This is a genomic window from Oceanobacter mangrovi (assembly GCF_019740315.1).
Taxonomy (GTDB): Bacteria; Pseudomonadota; Gammaproteobacteria; order Pseudomonadales; family Oceanobacteraceae; genus Oceanobacter; species Oceanobacter mangrovi.
Genome location: NZ_JAHXZR010000014.1, coordinates 73,316 through 97,929, shown reverse-complemented (window position 1 = coordinate 97,929; position 24,614 = coordinate 73,316). Strand labels below are relative to the sequence as shown.

Below are 24,614 nucleotides of genomic sequence, written 5' to 3'. Positions count from 1 at the left end.
GGTCGGAAGCTGGAACAGCAGCAAGCTCTGACGTTGCAATGAACGAGACGCCACGCGGGTTACCGAGCGCATTTGTGGTGTTTGCCACAGTCTTGTCGCGCCTTGCTTCTCCGGCTTGAGTCGGATGGGATTTTTTACTTATTATTAATATATTAACTAAATTCTGGATGCGTTATGACTCTGAAAATCTCCGTGGTGGATCAGTCGCCGGTGCACGGCAGCCACCCGAAAATTGATGCCCCTTCGCTAACCCTGGAGCTGGCGCAACTGTGTGACCAACTCGGCTACCACAGATATTGGGTCGCCGAGCACCACGACAGTGTGCATTTTGCCAACCCTTGCCCGGAAATTCTGGTCGCTACCATTGCCGCCCAAACCCAGCGGATTCGGGTCGGCAGTGGTGGCGTAATGCTGTCGCACTACAGCCCGTTAAAAGTGGCGGAATGTTTTGCCATGCTGGCCAATATTCACCCGGATCGTATCGACCTGGGCGTTGGCCGGGCTCCGGGAGGATCAGGCCTGACGAGCACGGCACTGGCGTTCCCGGGCCAGCCCAGCCATGGTGAGCTGTATGCCAGTCAGGCCGATATGCTGCGGGGTTTTGTTACCGGCCAAATGGATCATCGCAGCCCGTATGCCTCGATTCATGTGTTGCCGGACGCGTCCCGTCAGCCACAGCTGTGGATGCTGGGCTCCAGCGGTGGCAGTGCTGGCCTGGCCGGACGGTTGGGCTATAACCTGGCGCTGGCGCGATTTATCGACCCGGACAACTGTCGGCCACAGATTTTCAGGCAGTACGAAGCTGAATGGCAAAAGTCCGGCCATCAGGGTTCGCCGCAGAAGATTCTGGCGATTGCCTGTATCTGTGCCGAAACAGAAGCGGAAGCCAAACACCGGGCCGGAACTGCGGTATTCCGTAAGCTGGCAGCGCAAATGGGTGAACGTGAAGCCTTCCTGACGCCAGATCAGGTGCAGGATCGTTATCGCTCGCTGCCGGTTTCCCTGCAGGCCGAATACGAGCATATCCTCAGCGGCTATACGGTCGGTACTCCAGAACAGTGCTGGCAGGAGATGGAAGCCCTGGCAGCCGATTATGGTTGTGATGAAATCACCGCCGTCACTGTGACTCACAGCCAGCAGCATCGACTCGACAGCTATCGGCTGTTAGCCAGCGGTTTCTGATGCGGCTGTTGAGGGGCTAATAGCCGACCGGGATTCGTTCGAGTTCACCGCCTTCAAAGACCCGGTAAAGCCCGAGCTCAGGCATGTGCAGATAACCAATGTGGCAGTCACAACCTTCATTGGGACAGGGCACCTCGGTGGCTTGATAGCCGTTTGACTGGTACAGGTTACCTAACGACTGCTTAACAAAATGACAGCGTTGAACTTCGCCATCACCGTCGACGCTGATCACTTCTGAACCGGTCAGGCACGGACGCCCCAGGCTGGGATAGACATGGGCGTTGTGGTCGACCAAAGGGTCGATGGCGCGCAAATGCTGCCAGTCCTGTTCACTCAGCTGCTGCTGATTGTCCCGGTTGAGGTTGATCCACAGATAGATCTGCGCGGGCAGCTGTTGGCGCAGTGACTGCAGAGCCTCGATGTCCTCAGGGTTAGCAACGCCACCGACACTGAAGCGAATACCGGCGCTGATCAGGGCCTCACAGCGCTGGATAAAACGCGCCTCATCGACTTCCTGCGGGTGATAGGTACACCACAGTGCCAGCTTGTCGTGGGCCAAGGCTCTGAGTTGATGCGCTGGACTCGACAGGTTGGTCTGGATCACCACCTTGTGCAGCTGCGGTAGCTGGCACAGTTGCCTGATGGCGTTCTGGTAATAAGGGTGAATCAGCGCCTCGCCCCAGGGCGTGAACATCACTTCAATTGCTCGGCTTTGCTGGCCTACCCAGTCAACAAAGCGCAACAGTTCCGCTTCATCACGCGCCAGTGTTTCGCGGCTGTCGCGCTGTTTGCCAAACGGGCAGTAATGGCAATCGTAGTTACAGCTGCTGAGCTTGCCCCGGTAGAGGATTCTCAATGGCCTGAGATCGGCACGATGATTGGTCGCCACAGCAGAAGTGTCTGCCATGCTCATTGCCAGTCCCAGCCCTGCATACGTTCGCGTACTCGGTCGCTGAACAGCCAGTGGCCGATCAGGTCAGCCTGCTCAATACCCGCCGCTGTTGGGCGCAGTTGCTGTGTTGATATCTCGATCCAGCCCTGCTGTTGCAGCAACAGCAGCTGTGGAAAGTGTTGCAGTACATCCTCGCCAAAGCGTTGCCGATAATGGGCACGGGACAGCCCGTCACATTGCAGCAGCCCCAGCAAGACAAAGCGATGGCGCTGTTCGTTGGCATCCAGCTCAAAGCCATAACGGGCGACGCGGAAGTCATCGTCGCTGCTGTTGACGTAATCCTCAATCAGCTGCTGAATCTGCGGCTGTGCCACCGCATAGTGGCCGGAGTAATGCAGTTGCGAAGTATAGGAGCGGGCACCGGGGCCAAGGCCGATCATGCCATCTTCCTGACAGCGGTAAGACTGACCAGGTTGATTGGATGCAGCCAATCCGGGCTCGCTTTTGGGCTTCACAAACTGGCGCATCGACAGCTGTTGATAACCCTGTTGCAGCAGGTAATCCCGCGCCTGGCGGTAAGCCAGGTGGCGGTCACTGGTGATTTCACCCAGACGACTGGCGCGTTTGCCGAGCCCGGTCAGGGGCCGCACATACAAGGGATAAACAAAAATTTCCTGTGGCTGCCAGGCCACCGCGCGCTGCAGGGTATCTTGCCAGTCTTGTGCTGACTGCTGGTGATTACCATAGATCAGGTCGATATTGAGGCAGTCAAAATCCTGTTGCCGGATGTTGTGTAACGCCTGTTCAACCTGGCTGTGTTGTTGCGGACGGCCCAGCGCCTTGAGGTCGTGGTCAACAAAACTTTCGATGCCAATGCTGATGCGACTGACCTGCTGCTGTTTTAGCAGCGCCAGTCGTTCTACTGTGGCGGTGGCTGGCGAGACCTCGACCGACGCCTGTGTGCCCTGCCAGTTCAGCTCGGTTCGTAAAATATCGAACACTCGTTCGAGCTGGACTGGTGTCAGGTAGGTTGGTGTGCCGCCACCGAAAGCCAGCTGCTCAAACCGGGCCTTGCCCAGCCAGTCGGCGCTGATGCGGGCCTGCCGTTGCAGCGTATCAAGGTATTGCGCCACCAGCGCCTCGGGCGGGCGGCTGAGGGTAAACAGGTTGCAGTAACCGCAGCGCATTTCACAAAACGGCACGTGCACATACAAAAACAGCTGCTGCTTTACCTCGTTGGCCCAGGCCTGCGACAAATCGACGGCCGGGCTGAGCTCGCGGTAGGCGGTTTTGTGCGGATAGGAATAGACGTAGTTGAGGTAGTCATCCTGTTGTTCCAGCAGCTGTTGCAGACGGGTTTCCGCGTCAGTCGCGGTGTTGGGATCAGTCTGGACGTTCATTCATTATCTTCATGGCTGCGCCAGCGGCGGCTGGCAAGACAAATTCGGCATAGGGGACTTCCCAGATGCAGGGGTGGGCGATGCCATGACCGCTCTGGTCATCCTCGCCATAGGCGGTACCGTGGTCACTGCTGAACAGGCACAGAGTGTCACCGCGTTGCTGCAGCGCCTGAATCAGCGGCCCGAGTTGGCTGTCGACATAGGCCAGTGCTGCCTGCTGGCTGTGGACATCGTCTTGCTGCTGACCGTCGATATAACCGCAGTTGGGCTGGTGCATGGCCGACAGGTTGATAAACATCAGCAGCGGTGTTTGCGCATCCAGAGCGGCGATGGAGGCACAGGCCTGCTGCACCTGATGGCGGGTGGATTGATCGTCGGTGACGCCCAGCTCGGGACGCCAGTGTTGCTGCTGGAACAGTCCGGGCAGCACACGCCCCAATGGGTTTTGCAGGTTGAAAAACCCCACTCCGCCGATGCATTCGGTGTGATAGCCCAGCTGCGCCAGCCCCTCCGGAAGGGTCGCTGCAGGGCAGCACCAGGTGTGCTCTCCGGTGGTACTGGAACCGGCAAATTCACAGGCAAACAGGCGCTGGTAGTCCGCCGGTTTGGGAATCGGCGTGGGGAGATAACCGGAGAAAAATGCATGGTGGGCGGCATAGGTAAAGGTCGCCGGAGTATGGCGTTTTTGCCATTGACCATTGGGCAGCAGTTGCTGCAACAGTGGCGTTTGGCCCTGCTGCATGGCGCGCTCCGCCACGTCGAAACGCAGGGTGTCGAAGGTCAGCCACAGAATGGAGGTTCGCTGTTCGATCAGCGCTCGGGCATTCAGAGCCGGTGACATAACGCTTGTATTGGCACAGGTATTGGTCATAGAGGTTGGTGCGGTTGCATTTGCGGTTGTGATGGCAGTTGCAGTTGTAAATAGTGTTGTAGCTGCAGCTGGTAACTGTTCATGCCTTGATATTCGACCCGTTGCAGAAAATCACCAAAGGCGTTGACCTCCAGCACCCGGTGACGGCGCTGATACTGATGAAAGGCAACGTCCACCGCCAGCTGGGTGCTGTGCGGGAAAAGCTGTGCAAGCTTTGCCATATCTTCGTGCAAGGCACTGATCGCCGCTGCTGGCACCAGTGGCCACAGGGATTCAAGCGGGTGACGCTGATTCAGCAGGTGCAGGTTGGTAATCGGGCTGTGGCTGCAACGCAAGACACCAAGGCGGATCTCGCCGCCAATCACCAGCAAACGACAGTCGCTTTCCAGCTGCCGGTATTTCAGTTTCGGCAGCCATTTTTCCACCACAATACCGGACAGCAACAGCTGTTCGACCACGGCGTTGATGTCGGCTTGTTCTCGCAGTAATTGCGGACGAAGGCTGTTCACCCATTGCCCCTGATGCTGGTGCAGTGTGGTCTGCCCACGCCAGAGATCGGGGCGCAACTGTGCCAGTGCCAGAATCCCTGCGGCAGCGGCACCAAAACGCGGTTTCACAAAGACTCGTTGCCAGCCGGGCTGTTGCAGCAGCTGCCATAGTTGCTCGGCAGTGTGGATATCGTAGCGGGCTTCGGCCACGGCGATGCCCGCATCGGCCATTTGCTGGTGGCAGCGGAGCTTGTCACTGACCGCCTGAATATGTTCCGGGCGGTTCATCCACTGATGTTCAATGCCGTGGTCTTGCAGCTGTTGCTGCCACTGTTGCAAGCGCTCGCCAACGCCATGGTAATAACAGGCAGCTGGCAAATAGGCGCCATCCTGCAGCGCCGCCAGCGTTGTCTCAGGCACCGGGGCGAAGCCTTGTTGTTGGGCCCTGGCGGTGCCCAGTCGGCTCAGTTGCCGTACTGTTTCCAGGTCGTGGCTGGCGGATTCAACCCGGATATGCAGCTGCCCCAGACCGGCTTCGGACAAGGTCGCCAATGGCAATTTGGCCTGTTGCCAGTCATGAATGGTCAGGTGGCTATTGGGTTGCTGCTGTTGCAGCGCAGTGGCAAAGGCATGTGTGCGCGGATCATTGGCAGACGCCAGCAACAGCCAGTGTGGTGCTGGATGCGTTTGGGGTGGCACCGTGGAGAGAGCGGAGGGAAATGTCATCGGCAACGAATCGTAACGGCTGCAACAGCGGCATTTGTATGGCTGTTGCAGCAGTGGTCTGTAAGCGGATTATTCAGCCAGGAAAATATAGCGATAGACATCGCCATCGTCGTAGTAGTCGGTTTCCTGCTGTTCGCTGACATCAACCTGACATGGCAGTTGTTGCAGCTGCTGCATCATGTCGTCGCAGAGGTAATGATGGTGCAAGTCCAGTGTCTGCAACTGACCCAGACGCTCCGCCATGGTCAGCAGTGCAGCCCCGCCTTCATCCGACAGTGTGCCTTTCGACAGGTCGAGGGTTGTCAGGGTGGCAGGCAGTTCCAGTGACGGCAACAGTTTGGCCAGCTCATCGGCAGCTTCATAGTTGCAGAGCGCCAGGTAGCTTAGTTGCGGGAAGCGTGGCAGCTGTTTTACTAGGGCTTGCAGGTGTTCATTGGCGATATCACAGCCGTAGTTTTCTTCACCCAGCCACAGTTCCAGGTGCTGCAGTTCGGGGCAGTTGGCGCGGCTGATTTCGGCCAACACTTCGTGTGACAGGCCACCGTTAATCAGCGTCAGACTACGCAGTTCTGGCAGGTTCAGCTCGCCCAGTTGCAAGCCAACAGAGCCTTTTATCTGCAAGGTTTGCAGTTGTGGATAGGCGTTATAGAGGCTGCCGAAGTTACCCAGATTAATCCAGGAAACCTCACACTCTTCGGAGTCCATCTCGGCCAGAGCCAGGTGTTTTACTGCGCTCAGGCGATCGCTGGCTTCAACCAGCTGTTGCAAGGCGTCGTCAATCCCGGTTTCAAAAGCCTCACCCCAGTTACCAAGCAACAGGGTATCGATCTGGTCGATGCCAGGCTGCTGTAAGAAGGCCTTGAAGTAGTCCTGAAAGGACGGGTCGTCATCGTTGTATTCGTTGACGGACAAGCGAATGCCGTGGCTGCGTGGGTCTGGCAGCGGCTGATTGATGGCCCAGTCGATCACTGGTTTGCCCGCAAATAGGTGTTTTCCCTGTGACATCGCGTTATTCCTTTAATTAACGGAAATAGTAGGTATGCAGTGGCTATCGGAATAAGAGAGCGACGATATTGGAGCAGCTCCGGTTGGTCAAATCCAAAGGTCTTGGGTGTGAACTGGTTATGAGAATAATTACGGCGCACTGTCTGGACCGCCGGGAATTTATCCATCGGGCGGTCCTGTTGGTGAAAGTGCAGCTTGCGAGAGCAGCTTGAGAGAGCAGCGGTGTGGCCGCTGCCACTGGTTTATCCCGCCAGTGCCTGCCCGGCACGTCCACGAGTAGCTGTCGGGGTTTCGCCAAAGCGGTTTTTATAGCTGCGGCTGAAATGCGCTGAATGGTTGAAGCCCCAGCGAAAGGCGACCTGACTGATGGTTTCCGGGCCACAGGCCAGCAAGCCCTTGCTCGACCATTTCCTTGCTCAATCATTGTTGTTATTGCTGTTAACTGTTCAGCTTTCCTTGTTTTACTTAATATTTTAACTATCACTGTAGTCAGGTATTGATTAACATATTAATCGTGTGGTTAAGCAAGCCTGGAGGCAGCGGCCCACAACCCCCAAACAACAAGACAATAAAAACAACAAGGATTAACCATGCAAGCGTATGCAGTGCTTTCGCGGGCGTTCTCACGTCTTTCTCTTTTTGTTCTGATGGTGCTGGTGCTACCGACACAAGCCGAAGTGGTGATGCGTGTCGCGACTGCCGGGCCGCCAACCCATGTACAAAACGCCGTCGTGTTTGCCACCTGGGGCAAGTGGATCGAAGAAGCCACTCAGGGCCGGGTGAAAATCAAGCTGGTCTACAACATGGGCGACCATGCCAGTTATTTTGACCTGGTGGAGCAGGGCAAGGCCGATGCCGCCTGGGCTTACCATGGCTATGCGCCTGACCGCTTTCATCTGACCCAGATCGTTGAACTACCGAATCTTGGCGTTAATGCCCAGGCGGCCTCCGTGGCTTATTGGAATGTCTATCAAAAATACCTCGCCCAGGCTGGTGAGCACGGCAACCTGGAAGTCATGGCGCTTTACACCCATGGCCCGGGTCAGTTGCTGAGCCAGCAGAAGATCCGGCGGCTGGAAGGCATTCGCGGCGAAACCTTCCGCGTTGGTGGTGGTATCCAGAAGCAGCTGGCTGACCTGATGCAGCTCAATACGGTGTCTGCCTCTGGCCCACAGGTCTATCAGATGATGAAAAACCAGGCCGTCGACGGCGTGTTTATGCCAGCGTCGGCGCTGCATGATTACAAGCTGGCCGAGGTCACGCCCTATGTGACCCTGATGCCGGGTGGTTTTTATCTGGGCAGCTTTGCGATTTTCGCCAATGCCGATTTTATGGCCAAACTGACGCCAGAAGACCGCGATGCGATTCGTTCAGTGTCGGGTGCCAAACTGTCCGAGCTGGCGGGCAAGGCGTGGGACGAATCTGACCAGGTTGGTATCAAGGAAGCCATCGCCCAAGGGGTAACGGTTCGTCATATTCCGTTCGGCGGTGCCATGACCCATGAATTTCTGGAGCTGACCAAAGCGCTTGATCAGAAGTGGATTGCCGATGTTGCCAGCACCGGCGTGGATGCGGCTGAGGCTCTGCGGGAATTGCGTAATCAGGCGCGCAGCCTGCAAAGTCAGCAGTCGCTGGTAACCAGCGAATAATTCATGCTGTGATGTATCGGGTGGGATTCGTACGGCGGGGAGGCGTTCGCTGTTGTATGGCCCCCGCCAGGAGAGTGGGCGTCTCGCCCACAGATGCAGGCGAGACGCCTGCGCTGCGGCCTTTGGCAAGGCATGCCTTGCGCCTACGGATTCGGGTTATGGATGACGTCGTCGCAGGGCTTGCCGGGAGAGTGGGCGTCTTGTCCACATATGCAGGCGGGACGCCTGCGCTGAGGCCTTTGGCAAGGCATGCCTTGCCCCTACGGAGTCGGGTTATAGATGACGTCGTCGTAGGGCCTGCCTGGAGGGTGGACGTCTTGTCCAAATATGCAGGCGGGATGCTTGCGCTCCGGCCTTTGGCAAGGCCGGGAATATGGCGGAGGTTGGTGTAGGGTCCCGGCATGCCGGGACAGCGGGAGGGACGCCTGCCAACTGATTCTAATGCCGCCGAAACGGCAAGCCTTCCTCCGCCACAATACCAAACAACTGATTCTGGGTTTTTATGCCCAGCTTGTCGTAGAGATTGCGTCGGTGGGTCAGGATGGTATTGACGCTGACGCCCAGATCGAGGGCGATGGCGTCTGAATTGAAGCCCAGCACAATACGGCTGGCGACGTCGATTTCGCGGCTGGTCAGCAGGCTGGCGACGGCCAGTTGCAGCCGAGCCCGCACCCATGGCAGATCGAATACCACCCGTTGCTGGCGGGCGCAGCGAATGTGTTTATCCAGCAGTGATGCCAATAATTCACCGTGTTGCAGCAAGGGCTGCTGATCCAGCTCGGCGGCGTTGGAACTGTCCAGCCGATACAGGTTCAGGCACAGCCCCTGACCATCCTGCTGGTACATAAATGCCAGTTTTTCCTCGATGCCACAGCGGTCCAGCAGCTGCTGGCGATATTCCGAATCTTTCAATTCAACAGCGGACTGATGTTTAAGGCTGGGTTCGCCTGCCGGTGCCTGTTGTTGCAGCCAGCTGAAATTGGGGTCGCGCAGGAACAAAGCTTCGTCGTACATATGCCGACATTCCCGCGCCAGTGGCCGGTAAATAGCGCCGCTTGAAAACAGTGTCAGCGGTCGTTGCTGGTCATTCTGGTAGGAAATCAGCAGACAGTGATCAGCTCCGGTGAGCGCCCGCAGGCTGCTGACCAGGGTGGATTCAAACTGGTCACTGCCCAGTGAGCTGATCAGCTGTGGCAGTGGCAGGGAAGATGCCATGTTCATACTGCGACCTTGTTGTTTGTTATTGGGTAGTCGAGTGCTTTGATTTGCATCAGTAGTTAGCTTGTTAACTATGTGTCTTGTGGAGCCAATGCGCAAGCGTCTGTCAGTGTGCTGGCCCGAATCTCACAATATCTTGTGAGTGTTGGCTGGGCGGTAGCCGGTTAGTCTGGAATTCGGGTTCCAGAACAAGACTAACAGGAGAACCAAATGGCTCTAACGCGCATTCAGAAGGCCGCTCGTATTGCAGGCCAACAACTGGCCGGTCGGCAAACCCCGTTTATTTTCAACGAATGGTACATCGCGGCGCTGTCGAAAGAAGTCAGCCGTGAGCTGATGGCCCGCACGATTCTGGGCAAGTCGTTGCTGTTCTACCGCAAGCTTGATGGCACCGCCGTGGCGCTCAGCAATCGTTGTGGTCACCGTTCGTTCCCGCTGCAACACAGTACTCTGGATGGCGATACTGTGGTCTGTGGCTACCACGGCATGCGTTACAACGATCAGGGTGAAGTGGTGGAAGTGCCGTCACAGGCATCTTGCGGCGGCATCTCGATTCGTCATTATCCGCTGGTGGAAATGGGGCCGGTGATCTGGGTCTGGATGGGCGAACCTGAGCTGGCGGATGTGACCAAAATTCCGGCGATGCCGATGCTGGAAGACGGCTGGGTGACGTCGGAAGAATACATGGACCTGAAGGCCAATTATGTTTACCTGCACGAAAACCTGCTCGACCTTACTCACCTGAGCTTTCTGCACGCCAACACCTTCGGCACGCCGGATTACGCCAAGGCAGATTTCGACGTCAAGATCACCGATGACCGGATGTGGCTGAAGCGCTATGTGGTGCCAACCCGGCTGCCGCCAGTGTGGGCCAAACCAACCGGGCTGGAAGGCAAGGATGCTGCCCGGATTACCACGTCGGACTTTGTTTCCCCGGCGTTGCACATTGTGCATGCCGAGTTTTACGACATCAGCCTGGATGAATCTGAACGGCCGGACCAGCGCATCAAAACCGCTCATATTCCGACCCCCGCGACTGCCACCGAGACCCACTACTTTGTTGTGCACGGCCGTAACTTTGCCCTCGAAGACAACAGTGTCACCGAATTTATGCACCAGCAGTTGATGGCCGCGTTTCAGGAAGATGTGGTGGGTCTGCAACAGCAGGAGCAGTTGATGGCGCAGGAAGAGGGCGAGGAATATTTCGAGATTTCCGTCAAATCCGATGCTGCCAGTGTTGCCATGCGCCGTTATATCAAGCGGCGGGCTGATGCCGAGCGGGGCCTGATTGCCAGCTCGTCTGCGGTTCAAACGACCGCAACACAACAGCCACAACCAGCCTGATCGGCGACTAACAGGAGTATCAGATGAGTATCCGGATTCAGGTGACTTCGGCCAGTGGCCAGCAACAACAACTGCAAGCGCCGGAAGGCACTGTATTGATGGAGCTGCTGCGCGACCAGAGTGACGGTGTTGAAGGTGTTTGTGGCGGCTGCGCGGCCTGCGGCACCTGCCATGTGCATATTGATCCCGCCTGGCTGGCGGCCTTGCCAGCCTGTCAGCCGGAAGAAAGTGATCTGCTGGCGGCGCTGGATGTGGTCAATGGCCAGTCGCGGCTCAGTTGTCAGCTGCGCCTCGAGGCAGCGATGGATGGGCTGGCGCTGACGGTTGTTCCGGCCGAGTGCTAGGGGGTTGTTGCAATATTAACGAAACCAGGGCTATCAAGTGTTCGATGAGGTGCTTATGGAACGATTGGTCATTGTGGGTGGTGGCCATGTCGCTGCCGCTCTGCTGAGTCAGTTACAAAAGCAGGGCTATGGCGGGCAAATCACCCTGCTGTCGGCGGAAGGTACGTTGCCGGTAAATCGGCCGCTGCTGTCAAAAGATTATTTGCTGGGCAAGGCCGACGATAGCCAGCTGACCTTACTGGACCCCCAACGCTTGCCTGACTTGCAGCTGGATATCCGGCTCGACAGTGGCGTTTGTGCTATCGACCGGCAGCAACGGCGAGTGCTGTTGCAGGATGGCAGTTCGCTGGGTTGGGATCGGCTGGTATTGGCCACTGGTGCCCGCTTGCGGCAGTTACAGATCCCAGGCAGCCAGCTCGAAGGTGTTTGTTATCTCAAGACCCGGGCGGATGCCGAACGGCTGCGGGCGCGACTGCGACCAGGCCAGCGTTTGACGGTCATTGGTGGTGGTTTCATCGGCCTCGAAATTGCTGCCAGTGGCCGTCAACTGGGTCTCGACGTCACCTTGCTGGAAGCGGGTGGACGGCTGTTACAACGGGTCGCCGATGCTGCTGTCGCTGAGTATCTGGCTGGCTTGCATCAACAGCAGGGAGTTGAAATCCGTTATCACAGCAAGGTGGCTGAGCTGCAGGCCAGTCAGGTTCCTGGCCACCAGGTGAATCAGGTGTTACTGGAAGACGGCAGTGTCATCCCAACCGATCTGGTGGTGGTTGGCATTGGTGTTGAGCCGGATAGCGCGCTGGCTCAGGCGGCCGGGCTTGATTGTGACAACGGCGTGCGGGTGGATGCGCTTTGCCAGACCAGTGACCCGGCCATTTTTGCCGCAGGTGACTGCGCCAATCGGTTTAACCGTTTTTACCAACGCCAGCTGCGGCTGGAGTCGGTGGAAAGTGCCCAGCATCAGGCGGCGATCATCGCTGCCCGGTTGTGCCAACAGCCGGAGCCAGCCGATGCTCCTGCCTGGTTCTGGTCGACCCAATATGGCCACAAGTTGCAGATGGTCGGTTTGCCCGACGGCTGTGATCAGGTGCTGAGCCGTCAGCAGGCGGACTCCGCCAGAGGCGTGAGCTGGCTGTATCTGGCCGGTAATCGTTTGCTGGCCTGCCACAGTCTTGGGCGTCCGGCGGATTTTCTGCAGGCCAAAAAGCTGATTGTTAACGCCACTGAACTGGATCTCGAACGGTTGTCTGACGGCGACATTCCGCTCAATCAATGTCTGCAGCTACAGCCGGCGTAATTTCCCTTTAATAACAGACTTTTTAATAACAGGCAGGCCGGGCTGACCCGGCCGATTTGCACGGCAATCACAACACAATAACAACAAGAAGGTACTCAATCATGCGCAACAATTCTGTTCGTTGGCTGCCTGCCAAACTGGCGGCAATCGGTCTTGGTCGGGCGGTTCGCCAGGCTGTGATGGTTTCCATGCTGGGGGCTGCCGGTACTGTGCTGGCAGACCCGGTAGTGATGCACGTCGCTACCGCAGGGCCGCCGGGACACGTGCAAAACAGCATCGTTTTCCCGACCTGGGCGAAGTGGATTGAAGATGCCACCGAAGGCCGGGTGACCGTCAAACTGGAATACGGGCTGGGCAGCCAGTCGACCTTTTTTAACCTGGTGGAAGATGGAATTGCCGACGTCGCCTGGGCCTATCACGGTTATGTGCCAGGGCGTTTCCAGCTGACCCAGATCGTTGAATTACCAAACCTTGGAGTGAATGCCGAGGCCGCATCGCAAGCCTATTGGGAAGTCTACGAGAAGTATCTGGCCAAGGCCGGTGAACACGAAGGCGTGCAACTGCTGGGGCTGTTCACCCACGGTCCGGGGCAGATTCACAGTACTCACGAAATTCGTTCAATGGCTGATCTGGCCGGTATGAAAGTGCGGATTGGCGGTGGCATTCAACAGGTGTTAGGTGAGCGGATGCACGTTACCCCGGTCGGCGCACCGGGGCCGAAGGTGTATGAAATGATGCAACAGGGCATCGTTGATGGCGTGTTTATGCCAGCCGCCAGCCAGAAGGACTTCCGGCTGGCAGAAGTTGCGCCCTGGCTGACCTTGCTGCCGGGCGGCCTGTATCTGGGCAGCTTCGCCATGTTCGCCAACGAAGACTTTATGGATTCGCTGGAGCCGCGAGATCGCAAGGCCATTCTGGCGGTGTCGGGGGCGAAGCTGTCGGCGCTGGCTGGCAAAGCCTGGGACCAGTCGGATCTCAAGGGTATTGAAATGGCCGAGCAGTATAAGGTGCATATCAATCGCCTGCAGGCGGATTCGCCGATGGTGGCGGAGTTCCAGCAGCTGACCAAAGGTATCGACCAACAGTGGCTGGCGATTGCCAAAGAGAAAGGCGTCGATGGCCAGGCGGCGTTAACCGAATTGCGTCAGCGTGCCCATGAGTTGATGGCACAGGAAGGCCAGGTAGCGGCGAATCCTTGAAGCCCGATCAGGACGATGAAAAGCTGGAATAATCGTCGTCCCGAACGAGCTTGCGAGATTCGGGATCCATGCAGCGGTGAGGTTTGCACTGTTGTATGGATCCTGAGGCAAGCTCAGGAAGACGTGTCCATTATTCGCCGTGCTTCAAATAACACTGTCGTCCCGAACGAGCCTGCGCCCCGGCCTTTGGCAAGGCATGCCTTGCCCCTACGAATGTCGGGAATATAGACGATGTTGGCGTCGGGGCCTGCGCTTCGGCCTTTGGCAAGGCCGGGTATATGGCGGAGGTTGGAGTAGGGTCCCGGCATGCCGGGACAACGATTGGTGTTTACTGCTCAGCGATTACGATCCAGCAAGCGAATCAGGCCAAACAAACTTTCCGCGTATGGAACCGGCTCATCCAGCTTGTGGGCGAGGTCGCAGAAGGCACCCAGCAAGGCGTTGATTTCCAGCGGTCGACCGGCTTCGAGGTCCTGCAACATGGAGGTTTTGAACGCCCCCAGTTTGAGGGTTTCGAGGTTACGTTGCACCGGGTCCTGATCCACTGCACAGCCAATCCGGCGGCCGACCTGCTGGGCTTCCTGCATGATACGAACCGCCAGCTGGCTGGTGTAGGGATCGTTGACGATCTGGTCGGTAGTGGCCAGCGTCAGTGCGGAAATCGGGTTGTGGGTCATATTGCCCCACAGTTTGAACCAGATGTCCCTTTGCACGTAATCGGTCGTTTCGACCTGAAAACCAATACGGCGCAGTAACTCAGCAATGGTGTCTGTCGCTGGTAACGGCTGGCGGGTCGCCGGGCCAATGATCATTCGATCCCCCATATTATGGCGCACGATACCCACGGATGGACTGCTACAGGCCATATGCAACACGCAACCTATCACATGATAGAGGGAGATCAGCTCGGTGAGCTGGCCATCCGGGTCGAGGCTGTTGAGTCGCACGTCGCGGGCACCGTCGATACCCGCAGTAAACCACCAGGGGATGCCGTTCATGGCGGTCATCAACAGGGTGTCCGGGTTCTTCAGGGCCTGCAAGTGGGGCAATATCGATTGCAAAGCTGGTTCCTTGACCGCAACGATCACCAGATCCTGCACGGGCAATTCGCTGGCATCGGCAACGGCGTTGACAGGAAAATAACGGACTTCGCCGTCACCTTCCTGCAGGCCAATGCCATGTTGTTGCAGCTGGGCCAGGGTTTCCCCACGGGCAATCATATTTACTGACTGGCCGTGCTCCGCCAGGCGGGCGGCTATATAGCCGCCAATCGCACCAGCACCAATAATGGTGATATTCATAATCAATCCTGCGTATTTACACTGCTCAGGCGCGGTTGATAGGCCGCTGCCTGCTGTTTCAGATAGGCCAGTGCTGCTTTGGCGTCAACATCGCGATCTTCGACGGAGACTATCCATTCTGCGTCCAGGTTATCGAGTCGGCTACGGATGTCTTGCAACAGCGGGTCTTTTTCAGTCAGTTGGCGAATTTCCACACCACCTTCGCGGGCGGCCTGATAGCCAGCTTCATCAGCCTGTTCCCAGGCACGACCAGCAAGGGCTGACAGTCGCTCGCCAGAGACGTCCAGTATCGCCTGACGGTCTTTCGGGTCCAGATCAGCCAGTGAGTCCGGGTTGGCAAAAATGCCAAATGAGCTGGCATAGAGGCCTTTTGGAATCACAGTGATCTGTTTGATCACTTCATTCAGACGCAGGAATTTCTGGTCCAGCACCGGAATAAAGACGCCATCCACGACCCCTTGCTGCAACATTTCATAGACCTTGGTGGCTGGCGCCTGCACCGGGCTGACTTCCAGCCGTTCGGCAACCATTTGCTGCAAGCCACCACCGGTGCGGATCTTCTTGTTTTTCAGCTCAGCCAGGGTATTGAACGGCTCACGGGTGTGCAATTGCGCCGGGCCGTGAACAAACAGGCCGAGCAGTTCCAGACCGTCAAATTCTTCAGACTTGGCGAAGTATTTTTGCTGGGTCCGCCATAGCGCTACGGAGGTAGCCTCGGCGCTGTCGCTGATGTTTGGCAATTCAGCGACTAACGGCAGTTTGAAACGACCGGGCAAATAGCCCAGTACGCTGAACGCAACATCAACCACGCCATCTTCCGCCAGGCTGAACATCGACTTCGGATGGCCCAGACCATATTCCAGTTTGACCTTGACCCGGCCTTCGGTAGCTTCTTCAACCCACTTGGCCCAGGTGGGCCAGACAATGTCATTTTGCGGGTTGGTGGGTGGTAGCCAGGTGCCGACCTTGAGCACGGTTTCAGCAGAGGCTGACCAGCTCATCATGGCACCGCCAACGGCAATAGAGAGCGCCAGTGGGCGCACAAAAGAGCGGGCGACACGGGTAAAAACTTTCATGGATACACCTTTGTTATTTTTATGAGGTTATTTTTATTGGTTTCTTGGTTGAGCACTGTCGTTTTAACTCAGTCGTCAGGCCGTTTATTAACAACGGAATGACTAATAACGGAATGACGGGTCCAGCTTTTCTGCCCGGCGGATAAAGGCCGCCAGCGCATCTTCACCAGCACCATAGCGTGGGTCGAAATTGAGCGAATCGGCGGCGCAGCTGGCCAGCACATCTTCACTGATTGGCTGGGGTTTGCCCATGCTCTGGGTCGCCAGCTGGACTTCGCAGGCGCGGTTCAACAGCCACATCAGCGAGAAGGCTTGCGCCAGCGTGGCACCAATCACTACCGGGCCGTGGTTTTTCAGCATCAGAATCTGTTTGTTACCAGCGCTGGCGAGAATACGGTCTCCTTCGTCGGCGCGCAGGGTTATGCCTTCGAAATCGTGCCAGGCAATCCGCTGCCACAGCTGGGCGGAATAGAAGTTGGTATACGACAGGCCGTCTTCCAGACAACAGACTGACAGGGTTGGGGTGGTATGCACGTGCATCACGCAATGCCCGTCGGCAACCTGCTCGTGAATCTTGCCATGGAAGGTGAATCCGGCCGGGTTGATGGGCCAGTCGGAATGGCCGACCAGGTTTCCTTTGACATCCACCTTGACCAGATTTGAAGCGGTCACCTCGGTGTAGTGCAGGCCAAACGGATTAATCAGGAAATGTTCAGTACCCGGAACCCGCAGGGAAATGTGGTTGTAGATGCTTTCATCCCAGCCCAGCATGGCGAACACCCGATAGGTTCCCGCCAGCTTGACGCGGGTTTCCCATTCGATGTCGCTGATATGAGGGGGTTTGTTGAAGTTGGCCGGATCACGGGCCAGCGGGTTGGCGGACATACACAGCTCCTGTGCTTGATGTTGTTGTAATTTGTTTCGATGTTAATTAATGCTGGATTGTGTCGGTAGACTGATGTTTATTGAGGGGGGTATAGGCAAAGCTTATAGGGGGCTGACAGAGGCGGTCTGTAGGCTTGGACTGTAGGTCTGGATTGGTTCTGAAACAGGAGATTGATGTTTGAACACCCGACAGTTGTTGTATCTGGTGACCTGTGCCCGCACCGGTAGTATTGCCGCGGCTGCGCGGGAACTGGACATCGCCCAGCCGAGTATCAGCCAGCAGATGGCGGCACTGGAACATGAGCTGAAAGTGACCTTGCTGGAGCGTGATCACAAGGGCGTGCGGTTGACCGCCGCTGGCCAGAAATTCCTGCCAGCGGCCACTTCTGCCTTGCAGCTGTTAGAACAGGCCCGCAGCGATTTGCGGGATGAACAGCAACCCTATGGCCGGGTGGTGATCGGCATGACCCAGCCGATCGGTAATGCGCTGGCGGTGCCCTTGATGGCAGCCATGCATGAGCGTTATCCGGGCATTGAACTGGACCTGCAAACCGGTCTGTCGAGCAGCCTCTACCAGATGTTGCGACAGGGTGAGGTAGATCTATTGGTGTGTTCGGAAGACGCCTCGCGCCATATGGATATGAGCAGTGAATACCTGCTGACGGAAAAACTGGTGTTGGCGGTGGGCACCACACCGACGGGCAGCTACCACGAGTTGTGCCAGCGCAACAGCATCAGCTTTGCGGAACTGGCTGAATACCCGGTGATGTATACCAGCGAAAAAGATTCGTTGGGTTATCGGGTCGAACAGTATGAGCAGCTCACCGGCATCCGGTTGCAGCGCCAGAATCCGTTTGGCCAGTTACTGACCACCTTGCGTTATGTGGTGGATGGTTATGGCATGTTGCTGTGTTCGACCACCGCGGTGTACCCGCAGATTGCCAGTGGTGAGATTCATGTGCTGGATATTGTCGAACCGGAAACCAATCGGGTGGTGAATCTGATCCGTATGCATGAGCGTAAGGAAAGCCGGGTGATGGCCTTATTGGCAGAGCTGATTGAAGACCTCAGTCAGCAGCTGATCGACAATGGTGTCTGGGCGGTCAGCCAGTGATGTCAGCCTGACTGGGAACCACTTTTCCTGGACTACCGGCTGCTATACAGGAAAAGTGGTTGATGGCTCAGCCGCCACGGAGGGAAGTTAACGAGTCAAATAATCACTGGTTAGATGACATGGACCGGAGCTGCCATCAGGGCAGGTCGTCCCTGAGGTTGTGTTGCCCAATTGGGTCAGGCCAAAGTCCAGACTGATAAAGATCGGCTCGCTGTTCTCGAATGTATACACATCCGAAAACGATCCAGGTTCCACTGATACCGTCGCTCCCTGCATATTCACACCGTCCATATTGGCTTCACTGAAGTCTGCACCACGAATATCTGCTTTTTCCAGAATCGCAGCACCGGTTATTGCCGTTAGTGGTGGTGACAACTGCGCTTGTTTGAATGAGGCCGCAACACAAATAGCAGAATCAAATTCGGCTTCCGACAGCTGGGCGTTATCAAAGCGCGTTTCAATCAGTTTGGCATTGTTAAATTTGGCATTGGTACAGATTGCACCAATAGCCGATGCCTGTCGTGCTGAAGAATACCCGGCATAGGTCAGGAAATAGCTGTCGCTAAAATTGACGTAGTCGCAGTGTGCGTAGTCCAGACAGGTGTTGATCATAATGGCGCCATTCAGTTGGGCAGCCTCGTGTTTGCCAGCCTGCAGGTGACTGGAGGCATTGCCGTCTTGCAAAAAGGCTCCGGTAAGGTCCGCCATGCTCAGATTGGCGTTATTGAGTTTGGCTCCGTTGAGGCTGGCGTTGCGGAAATTGGCTCCGTAAAAGTTGGCATTGTGGGCTTGTAGACGCGTTAGCCTGGCGCTTTCGAAGTTGGCTGCTGCGAGTTGTTTACCGGATAGGTCCAGCTCATTTGGCAGCCAGGCATGCTGGGCTTGCAGCAGTTCGATCGTGTCAGGTATGCCGGTAATGGTGGCATCCGTCAGGTTGAGATAAGACCAGTTATCACTGATGACTGCCCAGGGAACGACTCCCTGGCAAAATGAATTCCGGTTTTCTGTCCTGCGGGCGAAATCCGGTTTGCTGTCAAACAGGGTGTCGCTGAGGTTTACGTGATTGAAACAGGTGCCCTGCAGTATGGCACCTTGCAGGTTAGCGCCTTTCATTGACGCGCCATCAAAGTTTGTCATGGTCAGGTCGGCGCCGGAAAAATCGACGTTATCGAGAATAGCGCCCGAGAAATCGGCATAGTGAAGCTGGGCTCCAGCCATGGATACGCCGCTGAGATTGGCGTGCTGGAATTTCGCGTGATTCATGTGGGCGTTGTTTGCGCCCGCTACCTGGCGTAAATCGGTGCCACTGAAATTGGCCTGCTCGAAGCCAGCCGCTGTTCCCAGATCGACGCCATCAAGCATGGCTCCCTGCAGCTGCGCGCTGCTGAATTGAGCATCCTTGATGGTGATTACGCCAGCAAAGCGGGTGTCGTGGAGTGTTGCATTGGTAAAGTCTGCGCCAGTCAGGTTCAGTCCAGACAGGTTTTCCTTGCTGAGGTTACAGTCGCGCGCGGAATTGGTGAGTTTCAGAATGGGCAGTTGCGAGCCTTCTACCAGAAACTTCTGCCCATTGGCTGGGCTGGATACCTTGCGGAAGTTCACGGTAGCTCGTCCATAGCCACCATTGGTAGGATACCAGCCTCCCTGTTCAGCACTCAGAAATTGTCCGGCCAGAGGTCCATGCAAGGCTTCAAACGCGACGTTGCCGTGACCCAGATTATGCAGCCGGAACTGTTGTTCTTCAGTCAGTGTATTTGACTGATATTTGGAGCGGCTGACCCACAGGTAGCTGGCTTTGCCCTGGTCTATCAAGTGGGAATTCAGATACCAATTGGCTCCGTGGAAGATGGGGTCTGATCGAATTGCCAGAATACGGCGATCCAGATCGGCATAGAGATTCCACTTGTCCCAGCTGTTATTAACAACGCCAAAAATCTTGCTGTTTTTGGGGTGACCAACGCCAACGACTGTAAATCCACCAGCATACATGGTGGGTGCAAACTCATGGCCATAAGCGGTGAGGGTGCCGAGGTCGCTGAATTTGAGGCGCCAGTTGCCTAATGACTGCCAGTTGCCGCTCTCAGAGGGAGCCAATTCCTGTGTTGCATCCTGAGTAACCGGGGTGTGTGGGGCGTATTCACTAACAGACGGTTCACTCCGCTGGCCCGGGCCTGTTAATGCCTGGTAGTTCTGGGTATACAGATTGCGCCACAGGTCGACGCAAAGCGACCCGGCGTTGATTCCTTGCTGGCTGACCAGACGCTCACCACCAGGGCTGTAGATATCGAGGTGAAACTGATCAATATCGTAGCCATTACCCTCATGGTAATGGACATAAATGTGGCCCTGGATTTCGACATCCATCGACAGGTAAGTCACCCCCTGAGGATTTTGTAACGGAATCCAGCAAGGGTTTTCAGTATTGGTGAAAGCGTCGACGGGCACGCCGGTAAAATTAAACGCCTGAATGCGATGCCCACCTTTTTCCAGCACCAGAACCGTTTGGTCTGGAGTAATGGCTACCAATCTTGGATCATCCAGCAACCCTTTCCGGTCTCCTGGTCCGCACATAACAGCAGGCCACAATCTTTCACTGTCAGGTACAGGTTTTGGGTCCATCTTCAGGATTTGTAGTGTGGGATTGCCCGCGGTTACGGCGACTGCGTAGCCCTGGCTGTGAATAGCAACGGAGGTAGGGCGAGTGCGGAAGCGGCCATGGCTGCTGCTGCGGTCAAGGTCAAACAGACGCTGCGGACTGCTTGCCGGAATTGCTGCATCAGTGATGCTGTTCAGTTTGCGCAGATGATAGCCGGAATCTGCGTCCCCTGTTGGGTCAACGTAAAAATGTGCCGTTTGGTTATCTGTTGCACCCACTGCCCGAATGTAGGCCAGTTTGGGTGGGGCACTGAAGCCTTTTGGTGTAAACATATAACCGGCTTCCGGATTAGCTCCGTAGCTCATATTCTGGAAGCCAAACAGGGCTACCTGTGTCTGACCACCGTCGATGGACGGAATGTTCATGTCAGAGGCTTGCCATGCCTGGGCGACAATGCCCTGGTTGGCATTCAGGGTTATACCGGCCAGTTGTTCCAGCTGATGGCCTTCGCTCCCTGCCCCCAGATTCTTCGCTGTTGCGGTTGGTGGTGTATCGGTTTGCTGCCATTGGTAGTGGTCGTGCTGGTACTCAAGAATATGTCGATGCTGATAACGAGTGTGCTCGTTGAGGGGATATAGCAGTTCCTTGACGTTGATGGTTGCCGTCAGAATGTCCTGGCCTTCCGCAAGGGTATTGTTGATTTCACCCGTGGAGCCTTTACCGACCAGGTGACCTTCCTCTGAATACAGGGCGACAATGAACGTTACCTTGCCGCCAGCAGGAATGTCTTGTAAGGGAATGATGAGGCTTTCGACTTTGGGGTCTGTTATTTCGCCACTGAAGCTGTGTGTGAGCACATCGGAATATTGGGCCGTCAAGGTGTAGCTGTGAGCGGTTTCGGCGAATTGTGGCGGAGCATCCGGAAAATCCGTCATGTCGGGACGCAGGGTAATATCAGCATCCAGTGTGACAGCCACGGTGAATTCGGTAACGTCGGGTGAGGCCAGCACTTCGCAGACAGTTTGTAACAACTGTTCTCCGGCGGCTTCAATAGACAGGATTTTTAGTGCCAGGCCGACATAGGGAATTGATTCTTCCAGTGCCTCGGCACCAAAAATGGCTGCCAGCTCAGCGGTAACTTCGATTGAAGACAGCAGCAACGTGAGAATTTTCTCACTTTTGCTGATAATGAAGTCTTGCAGGTCATTGGCCAGGTTGGGGGAGTTGGTGGCGATATCAGACACCACCTGATACAAGGCGTAAGTAATTGGCACTATGAATTTGGGGTTAACGAACGACTCATAGAGCGTGTTACTTTCGCTGCCAACGCCCATTGCAATGGAAACAGCTGGCACGATCAAATCAATAAATATGGTCATTACCGCGCCAATGACGGCAACGGCGGGGTCGTCCTTAAAGCCGGAGGCGAGCCCCAGGCTACCGCAAAGTATTTTGATCTTGCCAATATCGTGTTCCTTGATAGGCAGCTGAAATGAAAATTCCTGACTATTGGAAGCAACCGGAACTCCCATAAAGGTTGTTTCCGCTCCGACTGTGCCGATGAAGCGGTGATATTGGCCGCCGAGAATTGCTTTGATTATTGCGTTGACCAGCGGGTCTGCCAAGGCAATATCAAGAAGCTCAATATACTTGTCTTTGGCTATATCACGCAGGTAAGAGATCCATTCATGCTCGGGAATTTCGACCAGGGTCTTGCCATCGTTACTCTGAAAATTAATAAAGATCGACAGGTGGCGTATATAGCTGTTGGTAATTTTGAAGGTCAGCACAGCATCCTGATCGAGAGACAGGATTTCTGCTGACAAGCCATAGTGAGGGCCGCCATCCTGTAACCGGTAGTGATAACCACCAGATTGCAGTTGTTTCACGGACTTGTTGGTTTGAACATTTTGTGCTTTGTGGCTAACGCCTTTCTGCAGCGACCAGCGAATATTTTCGAGTGAGAAATCGTTGTAGATGGCTTTTTTGGCTTCTGCCGCTATTTTTCCACTGAGGTTCAGGATGGTGTGATCATAGTCGTACAGCACATGAGGAGAGCCGTCAGCTTTGATCATCGGCTGTTGCTGGTCATTCAGCAGTGGGCGGACGGTGTTCCAGCTGTCTTTCTTATATCGAATCGCCAGGACCAGGCTTTTAAAGGTCGCTGTCTGGCTGATGTGCTGCAGTACCGTTGTACTGTGCTCTGCTGTCAAAACGCTGATTTGCGGGTGTAAATACAGAATAGATCGGGCGATATCCTGCTCATTGTAGAGCGTTGTTTGGCTGGGGGTATAAATAGCGGTCAGCGCGAGGCTGCGGGCATTTTCGATAGCAGAAGGGCCATATACCCGGATCAATTGAATCTTGTTTTCTTCTATTTGCACTCCCGAGGCGACATGAGTGGCTCCGTCTGCAGCGTTATCTGCATCCACTCTGGATAGCGGAATATTTTGACCAAATGCATGAAGCGTGTAGTTCGTTGTTGTGTGCTGGTCTCCCAGAAATGAAAGATCAAAACGGAAGTTTCTGGATGTTGACTCGTCAGATTGCCCCTGCATGGTGCCATTCTCCCTGTAAAATACTTGTTCAGAGTAAAAAATCGCTGCTAGCCACTGATTTTTTGGGCACATAGCCATCAATAGTGGAATGAACGCGATATCTTTAGGCAACTGGCATGGATATAGAACCAGCCAAAAGGCTGAAACTGATATTTACATCGCTGCAGGCAGAGACTCAGTTGGCAGCATCGATAGTTGTTTTACATTGGGAATATTGACGAGGCGGAACTGGTGAAAAAACCTGGCGGTATGGGGGCCGCCAGGAAAAAGACTGGTGTCTGATGGAGCACCAGTATTCGGTTGCTGCCAGCTGCAGCCGGCAACGTCTTGAAGTAAGAGCTGGTAGTTCAGTCGTGTAGCAAGGACGCTCAGTTAATTGCTTCGAGCACCTTGCAGAACGTCGCCAGCTCGGCCTCTGAAAACTGTGCAAATACCTGCTGCTGACGCTCACGGGAAATATTCCACAGCACTTCCGCCTGTTGATGGCCTGCTGCCGTGAGGCTGAGCATTTCTTCTTCGCCAGTGCCGGATACCGCCAGCCATTCCTTGCGCTTGAGAATCTCGACGGCGGCTTGCAGGTCCTGGTCTGGCATGCTGATCAGCTGCTCCAGGCTGCGGGCGCTGAGGGAACCAAAGTCGTTGAGGGTCATAACCATACGGGCTTCTATTACCCGCAAACCCGTGGCCAGCTGCAGTGGCTGGTAACCGGCCTGATAACGCTTCAACGCCTGAATCATCAGGTAGTAATAGTTGTTGTTGAGGCGCTGCTCGTTCTTCTCCAGACCAGCCTGGCTGGCATCGGAGTCTTTCGGTTTGACGCCCGCGTGGGGAATCACTGCCGAGTAGGCACCGCCGTGATACAGCAGTGGGGCGCGGCCGATATCATCGAAGGCGACAACCTTGCCCACCAGAATCCAGTGGTCACCACCGTCGAGTTTCTGGTAGTTCTCGCACTGGAAGCGGGCGGCACATTCTGGCAACAGTGGGGCATTGCCAAAGCCTTTTTCGTAGTCGATACCAGCGAACTTGTCGTCGGCCGGACGGGCGAAGTGGTTCGACAGATGGATCTGGTCCGCCGCCAGCACGTTCACAGCAAAGTGGCTGGCCTGGTCAAAAATCTCGACGCTGCCGGAGTTTTTCATAACGCTCCACAGTACCAGCGCGGGGTCCAGCGAGACCGAATTGAAGCTGTTGGCGGTCACGCCGGTTTGCACGCCGTCCGGGGTGGTGGCAGTGATCACAGTCACGCCTGTAGCAAAGTTACCCAGCGCACGCCGGAACGCCTTGGGATCGAATTCAGCAGTTTGAGTGGTCATGGTGAGTAGTCCTTGTGCACAGGCCGTGCTGCGTTGTTATTGTGTTTGGTAATCCGTTATTGGCCGGTTGGATAAGGCCACGAAGTGCCGCTACCCAACCGGCTAGTGTCGGATGGCGCTCGCTGCGCGTTTTTATCCGATCTAAAGAAAGCA

At 55.8% G+C, this 24,614-nt stretch carries 19 protein-coding genes; 7 read left to right on the top strand and 12 right to left on the bottom strand.

What is annotated here, in order from left to right; all coding sequences use genetic code 11:
• Nucleotides 1-174 precede the first annotated feature (174 nt).
• Nucleotides 175-1,182, top strand: a complete 1,008-nt coding sequence (locus K6123_RS21810; protein ID WP_221801590.1) for an MsnO8 family LLM class oxidoreductase — start codon at nt 175-177, stop codon at nt 1,180-1,182.
• A 16-nt stretch (nt 1,183-1,198) separates the two neighbouring features.
• On the opposite strand, the gene K6123_RS21805 is transcribed toward K6123_RS21810, so the two are convergent.
• The 6 genes from K6123_RS21805 to K6123_RS21780 all read right to left on the bottom strand — a co-directional run bounded on the left by K6123_RS21805 (nt 1,199) and on the right by K6123_RS21780 (nt 6,956).
• On the bottom strand, nt 1,199-2,095 hold the full coding sequence (locus K6123_RS21805; RefSeq protein WP_221801588.1) for an STM4011 family radical SAM protein: 897 nt from the start codon (nt 2,093-2,095) through the stop codon (nt 1,199-1,201).
• Nucleotides 2,092-3,474, bottom strand: a complete 1,383-nt coding sequence (locus K6123_RS21800; protein ID WP_221801586.1) for an STM4012 family radical SAM protein — start codon at nt 3,472-3,474, stop codon at nt 2,092-2,094. The genes K6123_RS21805 and K6123_RS21800 overlap by 4 nt, the downstream gene beginning before the upstream one ends.
• Entirely contained in the window at nt 3,458-4,345 is an 888-nt protein-coding gene (locus tag K6123_RS21795) for an STM4013/SEN3800 family hydrolase (RefSeq protein ID WP_221801584.1), read from the bottom strand. The genes K6123_RS21800 and K6123_RS21795 overlap by 17 nt, the downstream gene beginning before the upstream one ends.
• Nucleotides 4,342-5,559, bottom strand: coding sequence for an STM4014 family protein (locus tag K6123_RS21790; protein ID WP_221801582.1), 1,218 nt, complete (start codon nt 5,557-5,559; stop codon nt 4,342-4,344). The genes K6123_RS21795 and K6123_RS21790 overlap by 4 nt, the downstream gene beginning before the upstream one ends.
• A gap of 69 nt (nt 5,560-5,628) precedes the next feature.
• Nucleotides 5,629-6,564, bottom strand: a complete 936-nt coding sequence (locus K6123_RS21785; RefSeq protein ID WP_221801580.1) for an STM4015 family protein — start codon at nt 6,562-6,564, stop codon at nt 5,629-5,631.
• Nucleotides 6,565-6,806: 242 nt separating this feature from the next.
• Nucleotides 6,807-6,956 carry a helix-turn-helix domain-containing protein gene (locus tag K6123_RS21780; RefSeq protein WP_221801578.1) on the bottom strand — a complete coding sequence of 50 codons (150 nt, stop codon included), beginning with the start codon at nt 6,954-6,956 and terminating at the stop codon, nt 6,807-6,809.
• Nucleotides 6,957-7,154: 198 nt separating this feature from the next.
• On the opposite strand from K6123_RS21780, the gene K6123_RS21775 reads away from it, so the two are divergent.
• Nucleotides 7,155-8,213, top strand: coding sequence for a TRAP transporter substrate-binding protein (locus K6123_RS21775; RefSeq protein ID WP_246624961.1), 1,059 nt, complete (start codon nt 7,155-7,157; stop codon nt 8,211-8,213).
• A gap of 438 nt (nt 8,214-8,651) precedes the next feature.
• On the opposite strand, the gene K6123_RS21770 is transcribed toward K6123_RS21775, so the two are convergent.
• Nucleotides 8,652-9,434, bottom strand: a complete 783-nt coding sequence (locus K6123_RS21770) for a helix-turn-helix transcriptional regulator (RefSeq protein ID WP_221801577.1) — start codon at nt 9,432-9,434, stop codon at nt 8,652-8,654.
• Nucleotides 9,435-9,641: 207 nt separating this feature from the next.
• Here K6123_RS21770 and K6123_RS21765 point away from each other — a divergent pair, with 207 nt between their 5' ends.
• From K6123_RS21765 to K6123_RS21750, 4 genes are all read left to right on the top strand, one after another.
• Nucleotides 9,642-10,775: an aromatic ring-hydroxylating oxygenase subunit alpha gene (locus tag K6123_RS21765; protein ID WP_221801575.1), complete on the top strand. Its 1,134-nt coding sequence runs from the start codon at nt 9,642-9,644 to the stop codon at nt 10,773-10,775.
• A gap of 23 nt (nt 10,776-10,798) precedes the next feature.
• Nucleotides 10,799-11,119, top strand: a complete 321-nt coding sequence (locus K6123_RS21760) for a 2Fe-2S iron-sulfur cluster-binding protein (RefSeq protein WP_221801573.1) — start codon at nt 10,799-10,801, stop codon at nt 11,117-11,119.
• 55 nt (nt 11,120-11,174) lie between these two features.
• Nucleotides 11,175-12,416: an NAD(P)/FAD-dependent oxidoreductase gene (locus K6123_RS21755; RefSeq protein WP_221801571.1), complete on the top strand. Its 1,242-nt coding sequence runs from the start codon at nt 11,175-11,177 to the stop codon at nt 12,414-12,416.
• Between the two features lie 101 nt (nt 12,417-12,517).
• A complete protein-coding gene (locus tag K6123_RS21750; protein WP_221801569.1) occupies nt 12,518-13,615 on the top strand; it encodes a TRAP transporter substrate-binding protein in 1,098 nt (365 codons plus the stop codon).
• A 335-nt stretch (nt 13,616-13,950) separates the two neighbouring features.
• Here K6123_RS21750 and K6123_RS21745 read toward each other — a convergent pair whose 3' ends face one another.
• From K6123_RS21745 to K6123_RS21735, 3 genes are all read right to left on the bottom strand, one after another.
• Nucleotides 13,951-14,916, bottom strand: coding sequence for a 2-dehydropantoate 2-reductase (locus tag K6123_RS21745; RefSeq protein ID WP_221801568.1), 966 nt, complete (start codon nt 14,914-14,916; stop codon nt 13,951-13,953).
• A 2-nt stretch (nt 14,917-14,918) separates the two neighbouring features.
• A complete protein-coding gene (locus K6123_RS21740) occupies nt 14,919-15,992 on the bottom strand; it encodes a TRAP transporter substrate-binding protein (RefSeq protein WP_221801567.1) in 1,074 nt (357 codons plus the stop codon).
• 102 nt (nt 15,993-16,094) lie between these two features.
• A complete protein-coding gene (locus K6123_RS21735) occupies nt 16,095-16,877 on the bottom strand; it encodes a class II aldolase/adducin family protein (protein ID WP_221801566.1) in 783 nt (260 codons plus the stop codon).
• Between the two features lie 178 nt (nt 16,878-17,055).
• Between K6123_RS21735 and K6123_RS21730 the strand changes: the two genes are divergently transcribed.
• Nucleotides 17,056-17,991: a LysR family transcriptional regulator gene (locus K6123_RS21730; protein ID WP_221801565.1), complete on the top strand. Its 936-nt coding sequence runs from the start codon at nt 17,056-17,058 to the stop codon at nt 17,989-17,991.
• Between the two features lie 87 nt (nt 17,992-18,078).
• Here K6123_RS21730 and K6123_RS23480 read toward each other — a convergent pair whose 3' ends face one another.
• The gene (locus K6123_RS23480; protein WP_221801564.1) at nt 18,079-23,019 is read right to left on the bottom strand and encodes a pentapeptide repeat-containing protein; all 4,941 of its coding nucleotides are present in this window, start codon (nt 23,017-23,019) and stop codon (nt 18,079-18,081) included.
• Between the two features lie 494 nt (nt 23,020-23,513).
• Nucleotides 23,514-24,461 (bottom strand): p-hydroxyphenylacetate 3-hydroxylase reductase component, encoded by a 948-nt coding sequence (locus K6123_RS21720; protein ID WP_221801563.1) that lies wholly within the window; start codon nt 24,459-24,461, stop codon nt 23,514-23,516.
• Nucleotides 24,462-24,614 lie beyond the last annotated feature (153 nt).